We start from the raw sequence: 11,967 nt of genomic DNA, 5'->3' as shown, positions 1-11,967 counted from the left end.
CTTAACCTTCGTGGTTAGTCAGTTGATCACTTTGCTCATTACTTGCGTCCTCCATTCCATGGATGATTACTTACTTTTGTGCCGCAATTACCGCAATTTCAATGAGCCATTTTGGATTGACCAAATCGGCTTGAATGGTAGCGCGTGCAGGCGTTGCATGGTCTTTTAACCAGTCAATCCAAATTTCATTCACCACTGAAAAATCAGCCAAATCTTTCAGAAAAAGTTGTGTCGACAAAATACGGCTTTTATCACTGTTGGCTTGTGCCAAAAGCTGATCAATGGTGTTTAATACATCTTGAGTTTGCCCCGTAATATCCAAATCAGGATTTTTAGGCACCTGACCCGATAAATACACCACGTTGTTAAAAACCGTCACAGCACTCATTACAGGAGTGGTATTAAAGCGCTGAATATCTTGTTGTGACATGGTTAAAATTCCTTATTCCTGAATTGAAAAATTGACGCGTGCAGTGACTGCACACATCAGTTCATAGCCAACGGTGCCAGAGGTTGCTGCAACCTCATCAATCGGCAATACCGCCCCAGTGCTCGATTGCCCCCACAACACCACTTCACTGCCAATTTGGGCATCCAGAATTGGATCAAGGTCAACGGCAAGCATGTCCATGCTGACACGCCCTAAAGTACGGGTACGAATGGAGTTCACCAGTACAGGGGTGCCTGTCGGTGAGATGCGTTGATAACCATCGGCATAGCCACATGCGACAATACCAACCCGCATCGGTCGGTCTGCGACAAAACTAGAGCCATAGCCAATACTGTCATTTGGATTTAACTGTTGAATCGAGATGATTTCACTGCGTAAACTCATACTCGGTTGTAGATTCCAGTCTTGAATCGTATGACGTGGAAAATCTGGAGAACTGCCGTATAGCATGATGCCACTACGCGCATAATCCGAGCGTAACTGGCTAGAGTATCTTAAAATTGCGGCACTATTACTGACCGAACATGGCCCTGGATACTGTTGCAAAATCTGCTGAAACACTTGATGCTGATATTCAATCCCTGATTGCCCTTGACGTTCACCATCGGCATCTGAGAAATGCATCATGTGTACCAAGTCTTTAACCGAAGCTAAACCTTTCAGTTGTTGCCACGCGTGTACGTAGTGTTCTGGCGTAAATCCTAAACGATTCATGCCATTGTTCATTTTTAAGAACACTTTAAATTGTGCTGCAACAGGAAACTGCTGTAACCATTGAATTTGCAGTTCATTATGTACAGTAAAACTCAATTGATACTGTGCACAATCATATAAATCTTGCGGCGAGAAAATACCTTCCAGTAACAAGATTTCTCCTGTCCAGCCCAAAGCACGAATACGTTTGGCTTCTTCGATATCAAGCAATGCAAAACCATCGGCAGATTTAAATGCTTGATATACGCGTTCAATGCCATGCCCATAGGCATTGGCTTTGACCACGGCAAAAACTTGGCTGTCTGGCATTGCGGCACGCGCAATTGCCAGATTATGTTTGAGTGCGGATTGATGAATCACCGCAGTAATTGGACGTGGCATAACCCTTCTTCCCTAAAGTTCAAACAATTCCCTGAATTCAGGAATTATGCTGCACTTAAATAACGTTCAATCGACAGACCATCAATGCTGATATCTGGTTTATGGTTCATCACCAAGTCACTGATCAGCTTGCCTGAACCACATGCCATGGTCCAACCTAAGGTGCCATGTCCTGTGTTCAAGAACAGATTTTTAAAGCGAGTCGCCCCAATAATTGGCGTACTGTCTGGAGTCATTGGGCGTAAGCCTGTCCAGAACGTTGCATTAGGTAAATCACCGCCAGGGAATAAATCTTTGGTCACCATTTCTAGTGTGCCACGGCGATCATCATTCAGTTTCAAGTTGAAACCGCTTAACTCTGCCATACCACCGACACGGATACGTTGATCAAAACGGGTAATCGCAATTTTGTAAGTTTCATCCAGTACGGTTGATTGTGGTGCAAATGCAGGATCGATAATTGGCACCGTCAATGAATAGCCTTTGACTGGATAGACAGGTAGATTTAACTCAAGTGGTTTTAAGAAATCACGTGAATAACTACCGAATGCCAACACATAACGGTCTGCGGTCAATACTTGACCATTCACCACTACACCTTTGATTTCATCGCCTTCAACCACTAAACGCTCGACGTTCTGGTTAAACAAGAACTTCACACCATTGGCTTTGGCAATATCTGCAAGCGAATTGGTGAACTTATAGCAATCGCCCGTTTCGTCATTTGGCAAGTGTAAACCACCAACTAATTTATCTTTGGCAAAGCCCAGTGCAGGTTCTACGCGAGCCAAGTCATCTTTCAATAACAATTCATGTGGTACGCCACACTCTTTTAATACTTGAATATCACGTTGTACCGCTTCTAATTGCGCTTCATTACGGAACACCTGTAATGTGCCTTTTGAACGGTTTTCATAACTGATTCCTGTGTCTTTACGCAATTCACGTAAACAATCACGGCTGTATTCCGCCACACGGGTCATACGTTCTTTATTGATTGAATAGCTTTGCGCATTACAGTTTTTCAGCATTTGTGCCATCCACTGTAACTGCCACATGCTGCCATCCATATTAATCGCCAATGGTGCATGATGCTGGAACATCCACTTCACGGCTTTAAATGGAATGCCCGGTGCTGCCCAAGGGGTCGAATACCCTGGCGAAATTTGCCCTGCATTACCAAAACTTGTTTCTTCTGCTGGACCTGCTTGGCGGTCCAATACAGTGACTTCTGCTCCCTGCTGCGCAAGATAATATGCACTTGCTACACCAATTACACCACTACCTAGAACGATTACGCGCATTTCCTTTCTCTCACTGCTTCACCAGTTTATTTAACTAGTATATTTCTACATCAATAGTGAATTTGACTGATTTAATAGGTATAGTTGAGATATATTCATGCCAATTTCACTAAATAAAGGCTAAAAATAGGGAAAAACTTATGCGTAAATTAGACCGTGTAGATCGCCTGATTTTGGATATTCTGCAAATAGAAGGACGGATTGCGATTAGTGAATTGGCTTCTCGGGTCAATTTATCCACCACGCCTTGTTCAGAACGAGTCAAACGACTCGAGCGTGATGGCATTATTACGGGCTATCACGCGCGGCTTAATCCTGCGCTGGTCGACCGAAATTTACTGGTGTTTTTAGAGATTAAACTCTCTGCCAAGTCAGGCGATGTGTTTGACCAAGTGGCACGTGATTTGGTCGAAATTCCTGAGGTTTTGGAATGTCACTTAATCTCAGGCGAATTCGATTATCTGGTCAAAGCACGCTTAAAAGAAATGAGTGCTTACCGTCGCTTACTGGGGGATTTACTCAAAAAACTCCCCTCATCTGCTTCATCGCATAGCTATATTGTGATGGAAGAAATTAAAGAAACTTTATATTTAGATATGCGCTAAGCCTCGCCTAAATTATGCTAATCTCGAGCAGCTTTATTTTAGAAATCACTTATTTTTCATTTTCTAATTTTTCTTAATTTTCATATCTTTCTTTTTTAGGAATTTTTGCATCATGTTGAATAAACTCATGTCGAGCCTAGGTCTACAAGGCATTCAGGTAGACACCCGCATACACAACAGCCAATTACAAGCAGGTCAAGTCCTGAATGGAGAAGTAATTTTTACTGGTGCTTCTTCCAATAAACATATCAATGGCATCTATTTAAAATTAATGACCACAGCCGAAGTCGAATCGAATGACTCAGAATACAACACCAATTTGACGATTGCGGAATGGCATATTAGTGGTGCATTTGAATTACAAGCCAACCAGACCCACACCTTCCCGTTTTCAATTCAATTGCCTTTTGAAACGCCGTTAACCGATCTGGCTTGCCACAGCAATAAAACCCGTGTTTGGTTACATACTCATTTAGATGTCGATTGGGGACTCGATGCCACCGATAAAGACTATCTACAGATCACCCCGACGCCTACCATGCACAGCTTTCTTCAAGCCATGCAACAATGTGGTTTTCACTTGGTGACTGCCGATGTTGAAAAAGGGCAACTTCGTGGCAATGGTTTTTACTCGACCCTCGGCTGTTATCAAGAGTTAGAGTTTAAACCTGCGCAGTTCTTTAGCGGCATCAATGAAATTGAAGTGTCATTTGTGGCAGAGCAACATCAAACACACGTGTTATTAGAAGTAGATCGTAAATTTAGAGGGGATGGCTTTAAAAGTTTTAGTATTCCACATCAACATGCCAATCCCACAGTTTTAGCCAATGAAATTCGTAGAACATTAGGCATATAAAACCAAGCACCTTACTTTTCAACAAGGGAAAGTAAGGTGCTTAAATGGATCAATGCTTGATTAAATCAGGTTCAGCAAATCTGCAAAGCGTTGGATTCGAGCCTTGGGTTGAGCTGCATCAAGTTCAGCCATAGAGCCATAGCCATATTCCACGGCAATGGTTTCAATGCCATTGCTACGTGCGCCGAAAATATCATGCTCACGGTCACCCACCATAAAACACTCTTCGGCTTGAAGCTGCTCTTGTTCTAGAATATAAGCAATTAACTCCCCTTTATTGGTTCGTTCACCATTCAGTTCACTGCCATAAGGGTATTCAAAATACTGTAATAAATCAAAATGATCTAGAATCTGACGTGCATAAACTTCGGGTTTTGCCGTTGCCAAAAACAAGCGATAACCTTTGCTTTTTAATGTCGCTAAAGTGTGTGCAACATCTTCAAACACATGATTTTCAAATAAACCTGTGACCGAGAAACGCTCACGATAGCCCAATAAGGCCTGATCCGCTAACACATCATGAGGGTCAACATTTAAAATTTTAGCCAAAGATGCTTTCAGTGGTGGACCAATAATCCAGTCAATATTCTCAGACTCAGGAATCGGGTGCCCTACTTTTGCCAAACCATAACGTGCAGAAGTGGTAATCCCGACTTTGGGATCTGTCAGTGTTCCATCTAAATCAATCAAGATATTCTTAATCATTGTCCAACCCAATAAATTACGCTCGAGACTTCGCTCAAAGTTGCCTATACTATCGCAAATCTCATGAATGAAGGAAATGTACATGCGCCCGACTGTACTGTGCTTTTCGGGTTTAGACCCTTCTGGCGGTGCTGGCTTACAAGCGGATATTGAAGCGATTGGTCAAAGTGGTGCGCATGCCGCAATTGCATGTACCGCACTGACCATTCAAAACTCACAACAAGTCTTTGGCTTTGAAGCAACCTCCAAAGAATTACTTTTGGCTCAAGCACATGCCGTCGTCGGTGATCTACCGATTCAGTGTGTGAAGTCTGGGATGCTCGGTACCACCGACAATATTGCAGCGCTGGCTGAATTTTTACGTGAACATCCAGAGTATCGTTATGTACTTGACCCAGTGTTGGTGGCGAATAGCGGTGGTTCTTTAGGAGATCAAGCCACACTGGTCAAAGCTTTTGTCGAACTCATTCCATTGGCCACTATTCTTACCCCAAATACAGTTGAATTACGTGCTTTAACGGGCGAACAGGACTTGGAAGCGGCCACACAGAAATTGTTTGCCATGGGTGCAAAAGCAGTTTTGGTGAAAGGTGGGCATGAAGATACCGCCGACTATATTCGCAATGCCTTATATATCGATGGTGAGTTTGTGGCTGAAAGTCATTGCCCACGTTTGGCAGGCGAATATCATGGTTCAGGTTGCTCACTCGCGAGCTTTATTGCAGGTCGTCTCGCGATGGGCGATGAGTTAAAAATTGCGGTGCAACATGCAGAAACATGGTTATTTGGCGTATTAAAACAAGCCGAAACACCTGTTCCGAATGGACAGAAAATTCCAAAACGTTTCTAAGTTTTCGCTTTCATTTATAAACCCACAGCTCTTGCTTGAACTGTGGGTTTATTTTTATTCACTGTGTTTGATCTTTAAATTTTCAATATGTTGACGATTGGTTTTCCACGACTTTTCGAGTACTTCTTTTTCAATCCGCAATTGAATACGTTTCAACTTCATCGGTGGAATCGTAACCTCTTGAAAAGTTTTCACATAATCCGTCCAACCCGCTCCACGAAAAACATGCTGTGGCATCTGGGTTTTAAATTCACAATCAGGCATAAATACCACTAGTGAATGAATGAACTGAGGCTCAACAATATCCGATAACACCGCCTCTAACACCTTTTGGTGTTTATAGTTTTGATGTAATGGATTTTGAAACTTAAAACTCTTTTTATAAATTTTCTGTGTCCACATTTTTTGATGCTGACTGCCAAAAATCCAACCTTTATAGTTTTTGGTTTCAATCACAAAAATACCAAAAGGACTCAGCAAAATATGATCGATTTGTGTGGTCTGATTTTGCTCATCTGGCAAAGTACAATCATTAAGTAGTGTATAACGATCTTGATCTAAATAAAGTTTGGCATGGGCTGCAACGGCAAATTCCCCCATTTTTCCTTTTAAATAAGGTTTAAATGCTTTGATGATGCCTATAACGATAAATAGCAATAATATCCACCAAAATGTGGACAAGAGCGGTGCAAAAATCTGTGCAATCATTTTGACTAGTTATTTTCAAGAATTAAGTCATCCAGTTTATTGAAGTTGTTCTATTTTTAAAAGAATCTCTTTATTACTTAAACCACCTGCAAAACCCACCAATTTACCGCTTGAACCAATCACCCGATGGCACGGCGCAATAATGGAAATTGGATTTTTACCATTGGCTGCTCCCACGGCACGTACCGCTTTGGGATTACCTAATTGTTCTGCAATGTCTTTATAACTGCGAGTTTCACCAAAAGGAATATTCAACAAAGCTTGCCAAACCTGCTTTTGAAATTCTGTTCCTTCAAAATCTAAAGGCAGGTCAAACTGCTGACGTGTGCCTGCAAAATATTGCATGAGCTGTTGTTGTGTTTGCAGCAAAATTGGATGATCGGGCTGTTCGACCAATTCCGCCAATCGTACGCGTTTAGGATTTTCACTTTCCCAGAGTACTGCAACCAACGCGGTATCATGCGCAACTAATTTTAACTGTCCAACAGGAGAAGCCATATACATAAATGCAAGTTTCATTGTCTGCTCCTGCGGTCTTTAGAAATAAATAGAGGACTGATTATGAAGATGAAAGCTTCATCAATACAAGCCCTGAAATAATTAAGATGGCGGCAAGCATCCGCATAGCCGTCGCAGGCTCACCTAAAATAAAAATACCGACCAGAAAAGAGCCGATTGCACCAATCCCCGTCCAAATCGTATAGGCTGTTCCCAAGGGTAAAGTGCGCATCGCATACGCCAATAATGCAAAGCTTAAAATCATAAAAATGAGGGTGATAATACTCGGACCAATTCGGGTAAAGCCTTCTGACAGCTTCATGGAATATGCCCAGACAATTTCAAAAATACCAGCAAAAATAAGTACAATCCAAGCCATGACGACCTCCAAATTTGAATCAAAAATCAGGTCGTCCTGAGGAATTTTCTTGGTGCACCTTTTAAAATTTAAGCACCAAGGGAGGTCGTTCCTCCTTATAATTACGCTCAATTATACTAAATGCCGCGCTTTTATGGTGCGAAACTGTCGTGCAATAACATTAAATACACCTATAAAAAATAAGGCTTTAAAACCGCAGTTTTAAAGCCTTATGAATTTATTAAACTGAATAAAATGTGAGTAAACTCAGATCTTAGAACTTAAAACGAATGCCTGCACCGTAAAGCCAGCCTTTTTCAGAACCACTCTCTGTCTGCCAAGGTGTTGCATCATTACCTTTTGAATATTCATACGCAATATCAATATAAGGCATGACCTTTTTACTGATTTCATAACGCGTTTCCAAACCTGCTGTCACATTACTCAAGCCTGTTTTTTGGGCATATTTAGAATCATCACTAAACACAAGATCTACATCTAGATAGGGTTGGAAAATAAGCTTTTGTGTCAACAACAAGTCTCGCTCTGTTTCCAGACTCAAGCCTGAATAATGATCTTCACCTACATATAAATAGGCATCTGTTTCAAAGAAATACGGCGCCAGACCATGTAAACCAATTACGGCATCCCATTTTTCTTCGGTATCTTTACGGTGCTGATCTAACTCAACTTTTTCGACACGATAACGTGTACCGATTTGTGCATCCCAAAAGTCTGAAATCATTCGGCTATAAAGTGTCTTCACCTCATATTCAGCCGCATTTGACTCATGCTTATCTAAGTGCACTTTAATAAAAAGTTTATTTTCATCCGTACCAATACGGGTTTCAAACTCAGACTTTAAAGTGCCTGTCCCCCCTTCATCAATCAACCACTTATTATCAAAAGTATTGACCATATAAACCTGTGCACCGTGTTCTGCACGATGATCATGCTGTGAGTGCTTGTTTTCAGATGGTTCTTCTTTCCCCTGAATTTGTTGATGGTGTGAATGATCGGTTGATTGTGATGCTTGTACTGGTTTGACCGAATCAGGAGCTGAAGTCATGCCATGAGATGCCATTGGCTGCATACTGGAATGATGCATACTCGGCATATTATGCTGCATTTCAGAATGATCCATTTCAGCCTGCTGACCCTGTGATTCGCTTTGCTGTTGATGCACGGTATGGTCTTGCTGTGCTTGTGCTAAGGTCAACTGACTCAGCAACAACAAAGAACCCGCCAGAACAGTCTGTGGAAATACATTAATGCTGCGCATGTTGATCTCCCTGTTCCTGCTGTTCAGTATTCGCTTTTTCAGTTTTAGCGTCGCTAGATTCTTGTTTTGAAGATGGTTCTTTCGAACTGACGGGCATTGTCATCTGCTGCATATTGGAATGATCCATATTGTGCATCTCATGCTGCATTTGAGAATGATCCATCTCAGCGTGATGACCCTTTGATTCAGTCATGGACTGATGTGTAGCATGTGCCTGTTGTTCTTGTGCGAAAGCCACTTGGCTCAATATTAATGAACTAAGGAGAACCATTTTTGGCAATAAATTAGTGATGTGCATGTTGCTCTCCTTGTTGTTCCGTATTTGAATTTTGAACTTTAGATTGGCTCGCTTCTGATAGAGGTGTGGTCGATACTTTCCCATCTGTCACATTGGCAACAATTAATTTATTCATCATGCCTGCGCTCATGTGATACAGCAAATGACAATGAATCGCCCATTCACCGAGTTCATCCGCAGTTAATAACGCCGTCACAGTTTTTGCAGGTGGAACCACAATGGTGTGTTTATTCGGCATATCAACCGCTGCTTGCCCATTTTCCAATTGCATAAACATGCCATGTAAATGCATCGGGTGCGCCATCATGCTGTCATTAATAAATTTAATGCGAATACGTTCGCCATACTTTACTTTCAGCGGTTCAGCATCACTAAATTTTTTCCCGTTGATGGTCCATATATAGCGTTCCATAGTTCCGCCTAAACGAATCACCAGTTCACTGCTTGCTTCACGGGTATCTGGTTGTGGGGTTAATGATTTTAAATCACTATATTGCAAAGCCTTATCACCTGCGGGTGTAGAAGCATTTGCCCAACCTTCAACCACAGTATTTTTCTGAGTCGATGTCATCTGTTGATGCTGTGAATGATTCGTTGCTGACATTTCAGTATGATTCATTTTCGAGTGATCCATACTTTGCATTTCTGCGTGGTTCATCGTTGAATGATCCATACCCTGCATCTCCGCATGATTCATCTTCGAGTGATCCATACTTTGCATTTCTACATGATCCATCTTCGAATGATCCATACCCTGCATCTCCGCATGATTCATCTTCGAGTGATCCATGCCCTGCATTTCTACATGATTCATCTTCGAATGATCCATGCCCTGCATCTCTGCATGATTCATCTTCGAGTGATCCATACTTTGCATTTCTACATGATCCATCTTCGAATGATCCATACCCTGCATCTCCGCATGATTCATCTTCGAGTGATCCATGCCCTGCATTTCTACATGATTCATCTTCGAATGATCCATGCCCTGCATCTCTGCATGATTCATCTTCGAATGATCCATACCAGAAGATTGATCACCACTGCCATGTCCCATGTCTGCCATATTCAACAAGGCACGCGGTCGAGCTTGTGGCATCTGTATAGCTGGCTTCACAGGAGCAAGTTCATTCTGCAAAGTGGCAATGGCAAAACCAGAACGATCAATAGATTCTGCTTCAATCTGATAATTCGCTTGTTTTGGCTCAACAATCACATCGTAGGTTTCCGCCGTTCCAATACGAAATTCATCAACATTCACTGGCTGAACAGGTTGACCATCCGCACTGACCACCGTCATTTTTAAATTTGGAATCCGCACATCAAAAAAGGACATGGCAGAGGCATTAATAATGCGTAAACGGACTTTTTCATTTGGCTTAAACATGCCTGTCCAGTTTTGTTCAGGCGTTTTACCATTGACCAAAAAGGTATAGCCCGTCACATCGGACAGATCCGTTTTCAGCATCCGCATCTGGTTCCACATGGAACGGTCAGACCATGTAGCTTTGAGTCCATCACGCTGAACTTGCTGCCATACATTCCCCAAAGTTTCACGTTGGTTTTGATAATATTCGGCAGAAATTTTTAAATTTTTCTGGATTTGGTCACTTTTTTGTTCATGAAAATCCGACAGCATGACCACATAATCACGCTCAGTTTTTTCATGCTTTGCTAAAGGTTGCTTATTTTTCGGGTAAATCACCAGAGCGCCATATAAACCATCTTGTTCCTGTCCTTTGGAATGGGCGTGATACCAATAAGTTCCATTCTGGCGAACTTTAAAACGGTAGACAAAATCTTGATTGGGTTTAATGCCTGTAAACCCATTAAAACCAGGTACACCATCCATCAAACCAGGCAACAACAACCCATGCCAATGTAGGGATGAATCCTGATTTTTTAAATTATTATGTACGTGAATGACTGCATCATCACCTTCTTCAAATTCAAGTAATGGCGCTATAAACTTGCCATTCACGGTAATACGTTTCAGTGGTTTTCCAGTAACATTGACCAAACCTTCATCAATGGTCAGGTGATATTCCCTAACCGCAGCCAACGTCCAAGAAGATGAAAATATACATAGCCCAATCAAAAGGCTTTGACGAAATAAAATAGACATGACTTAACCTTTATTCGAAATTAATAAAAATTTTGCTTTTTGAATAAAGTTAAGCTTTGGGAGGGCGTAAAATTTCTTGCCAATAACCAATTAAATGCTGAGCCGTATAACGGCTATGTAGATTGGTTAATGTATCTGGATGAAAATATTGAAGCGGATCAGTGACAGCCGTATCAAGCCAGACGCTTAAGGTCTGGCAATGTAATTGAGCACAGTCCGCACATTGTTTGCCTGCACTACCATGCAAACCACTTTCGCAATGGTTCTTTTGAGCATCTATATGTGCATGATGCTGCATGGCTGCTGTTGCTGAGTGACAATTAGATTGTGTCTTATCCACACTTTGATGCTGCTCATGTTCAGAAACAACAACTGCTGTGACTTGTTGCGCATCCGCCATTTGCTGTTGCAGCATTTTGGCATGCATCGGCATTGTAGAGGCAAAGACGAAACTACTCCACCCCATGACAAAAGCCATGAAGCAAACAAACCAAGACTGTCTGCGGAGAGTCGTTGACACTTTAAGATTCCTAAATGAGGACGGTCATTACAGCAAAATGCATATATACAGCATACTCAAGAAATGAGTGAGACACAATTTTTTCTCATTTTTCACTCACAATGACCGTTCTATTCATTAAAAAAATTCACTCATCTTTGTTATTTTTTAATCTGTATTCTTTTTAAGCTTAGCTGAATAAAGCAGCTATTTTTTCAAGGCTTAATAACAATAAAAAGAGCACAAATGTGCTCTTTTTATACATATAAAGTCTAATCTATAAACACTTGATGCGAAATTGTTTATTGTTTAAACGAGTTATCCATATGGTTA

14 protein-coding genes are annotated in these 11,967 nt (G+C 41.5%); 3 read left to right on the top strand and 11 right to left on the bottom strand.

Features of this window, described 5'->3' with window-relative positions; all coding sequences use genetic code 11:
- Positions 1–70 precede the first annotated feature (70 nt).
- The 3 genes from M5E07_RS03265 to M5E07_RS03255 are packed head-to-tail and all read right to left on the bottom strand — an operon-like array spanning position 71 to position 2,850.
- Positions 71–430 (bottom strand): RidA family protein, encoded by a 360-nt coding sequence (locus M5E07_RS03265; RefSeq protein ID WP_116762754.1) that lies wholly within the window; start codon positions 428–430, stop codon positions 71–73.
- Positions 431–442: 12 nt separating this feature from the next.
- Positions 443–1,546, bottom strand: coding sequence for an alanine racemase (alr, locus tag M5E07_RS03260; RefSeq protein WP_116762756.1), 1,104 nt, complete (start codon positions 1,544–1,546; stop codon positions 443–445).
- A gap of 44 nt (positions 1,547–1,590) precedes the next feature.
- Positions 1,591–2,850 carry a D-amino acid dehydrogenase gene (locus M5E07_RS03255; RefSeq protein WP_252221883.1) on the bottom strand — a complete coding sequence of 420 codons (1,260 nt, stop codon included), beginning with the start codon at positions 2,848–2,850 and terminating at the stop codon, positions 1,591–1,593.
- 140 nt (positions 2,851–2,990) lie between these two features.
- Between M5E07_RS03255 and M5E07_RS03250 the strand changes: the two genes are divergently transcribed.
- Together M5E07_RS03250 and M5E07_RS03245 are read left to right on the top strand one after the other, a co-directional pair.
- Positions 2,991–3,455, top strand: a complete 465-nt coding sequence (locus M5E07_RS03250; RefSeq protein WP_116762760.1) for an Lrp/AsnC ligand binding domain-containing protein — start codon at positions 2,991–2,993, stop codon at positions 3,453–3,455.
- 112 nt (positions 3,456–3,567) lie between these two features.
- On the top strand, positions 3,568–4,311 hold the full coding sequence (locus tag M5E07_RS03245; RefSeq protein ID WP_252221880.1) for a sporulation protein: 744 nt from the start codon (positions 3,568–3,570) through the stop codon (positions 4,309–4,311).
- A 60-nt stretch (positions 4,312–4,371) separates the two neighbouring features.
- On the opposite strand, the gene M5E07_RS03240 is transcribed toward M5E07_RS03245, so the two are convergent.
- Positions 4,372–5,016 (bottom strand): HAD-IA family hydrolase, encoded by a 645-nt coding sequence (locus M5E07_RS03240; protein WP_252221877.1) that lies wholly within the window; start codon positions 5,014–5,016, stop codon positions 4,372–4,374.
- An 82-nt stretch (positions 5,017–5,098) separates the two neighbouring features.
- Between M5E07_RS03240 and M5E07_RS03235 the strand changes: the two genes are divergently transcribed.
- Positions 5,099–5,866, top strand: coding sequence for a hydroxymethylpyrimidine/phosphomethylpyrimidine kinase (locus tag M5E07_RS03235; protein ID WP_131322907.1), 768 nt, complete (start codon positions 5,099–5,101; stop codon positions 5,864–5,866).
- Positions 5,867–5,920: 54 nt separating this feature from the next.
- Here M5E07_RS03235 and M5E07_RS03230 read toward each other — a convergent pair whose 3' ends face one another.
- From M5E07_RS03230 to M5E07_RS03200, 7 genes are all read right to left on the bottom strand, one after another.
- On the bottom strand, positions 5,921–6,574 hold the full coding sequence (locus tag M5E07_RS03230; protein ID WP_252221874.1) for a nuclease-related domain-containing protein: 654 nt from the start codon (positions 6,572–6,574) through the stop codon (positions 5,921–5,923).
- 36 nt (positions 6,575–6,610) lie between these two features.
- Positions 6,611–7,093: a methylated-DNA--[protein]-cysteine S-methyltransferase gene (locus M5E07_RS03225; protein ID WP_252221871.1), complete on the bottom strand. Its 483-nt coding sequence runs from the start codon at positions 7,091–7,093 to the stop codon at positions 6,611–6,613.
- Positions 7,094–7,133: 40 nt separating this feature from the next.
- Complete coding sequence (locus M5E07_RS03220) at positions 7,134–7,451, bottom strand: DMT family transporter (RefSeq protein ID WP_016167297.1); 318 nt, start codon at positions 7,449–7,451, stop codon at positions 7,134–7,136.
- A gap of 253 nt (positions 7,452–7,704) precedes the next feature.
- Positions 7,705–8,712 carry a copper resistance protein B gene (locus M5E07_RS03215; RefSeq protein WP_252221868.1) on the bottom strand — a complete coding sequence of 336 codons (1,008 nt, stop codon included), beginning with the start codon at positions 8,710–8,712 and terminating at the stop codon, positions 7,705–7,707.
- On the bottom strand, positions 8,699–9,010 hold the full coding sequence (locus tag M5E07_RS03210; RefSeq protein ID WP_252221865.1) for a hypothetical protein: 312 nt from the start codon (positions 9,008–9,010) through the stop codon (positions 8,699–8,701). The genes M5E07_RS03215 and M5E07_RS03210 overlap by 14 nt, the downstream gene beginning before the upstream one ends.
- Positions 8,997–11,135 carry a multicopper oxidase domain-containing protein gene (locus tag M5E07_RS03205; protein WP_252221862.1) on the bottom strand — a complete coding sequence of 713 codons (2,139 nt, stop codon included), beginning with the start codon at positions 11,133–11,135 and terminating at the stop codon, positions 8,997–8,999. The genes M5E07_RS03210 and M5E07_RS03205 overlap by 14 nt, the downstream gene beginning before the upstream one ends.
- Before the next feature lie 49 nt (positions 11,136–11,184).
- Entirely contained in the window at positions 11,185–11,655 is a 471-nt protein-coding gene (locus M5E07_RS03200) for a hypothetical protein (RefSeq protein WP_252221859.1), read from the bottom strand.
- Between the last annotated feature and the right edge of the window lie 312 nt (positions 11,656–11,967).

The organism is Acinetobacter tibetensis (assembly GCF_023824315.1).
In the GTDB taxonomy this organism is placed as follows: domain Bacteria; phylum Pseudomonadota; class Gammaproteobacteria; order Pseudomonadales; family Moraxellaceae; genus Acinetobacter; species Acinetobacter tibetensis.
The sequence above is the reverse complement of the archived record's forward strand: the minus strand, read 5'-3'. Positions and strand labels throughout refer to the sequence as shown.

Excerpts from the sequence above, each read along its gene's own strand:
- M5E07_RS03265 (WP_116762754.1), bottom strand. The coding sequence starts at position 430 with ATGTCACAACAAGATATTCAGCGCTTTAATACCACTCCTGTAATGAGT.
- alr (WP_116762756.1), bottom strand. The coding sequence starts at position 1,546 with ATGCCACGTCCAATTACTGCGGTGATTCATCAATCCGCACTCAAACAT.
- M5E07_RS03255 (WP_252221883.1), bottom strand. The coding sequence starts at position 2,850 with ATGCGCGTAATCGTTCTAGGTAGTGGTGTAATTGGTGTAGCAAGTGCA.
- M5E07_RS03250 (WP_116762760.1), top strand. The coding sequence starts at position 2,991 with ATGCGTAAATTAGACCGTGTAGATCGCCTGATTTTGGATATTCTGCAA.
- M5E07_RS03245 (WP_252221880.1), top strand. The coding sequence starts at position 3,568 with ATGTTGAATAAACTCATGTCGAGCCTAGGTCTACAAGGCATTCAGGTA.
- M5E07_RS03240 (WP_252221877.1), bottom strand. The coding sequence starts at position 5,016 with ATGATTAAGAATATCTTGATTGATTTAGATGGAACACTGACAGATCCC.
- M5E07_RS03235 (WP_131322907.1), top strand. The coding sequence starts at position 5,099 with ATGCGCCCGACTGTACTGTGCTTTTCGGGTTTAGACCCTTCTGGCGGT.
- M5E07_RS03230 (WP_252221874.1), bottom strand. The coding sequence starts at position 6,574 with ATGATTGCACAGATTTTTGCACCGCTCTTGTCCACATTTTGGTGGATA.
- M5E07_RS03225 (WP_252221871.1), bottom strand. The coding sequence starts at position 7,093 with ATGAAACTTGCATTTATGTATATGGCTTCTCCTGTTGGACAGTTAAAA.
- M5E07_RS03220 (WP_016167297.1), bottom strand. The coding sequence starts at position 7,451 with ATGGCTTGGATTGTACTTATTTTTGCTGGTATTTTTGAAATTGTCTGG.
- M5E07_RS03215 (WP_252221868.1), bottom strand. The coding sequence starts at position 8,712 with ATGCGCAGCATTAATGTATTTCCACAGACTGTTCTGGCGGGTTCTTTG.
- M5E07_RS03210 (WP_252221865.1), bottom strand. The coding sequence starts at position 9,010 with ATGCACATCACTAATTTATTGCCAAAAATGGTTCTCCTTAGTTCATTA.
- M5E07_RS03205 (WP_252221862.1), bottom strand. The coding sequence starts at position 11,135 with ATGTCTATTTTATTTCGTCAAAGCCTTTTGATTGGGCTATGTATATTT.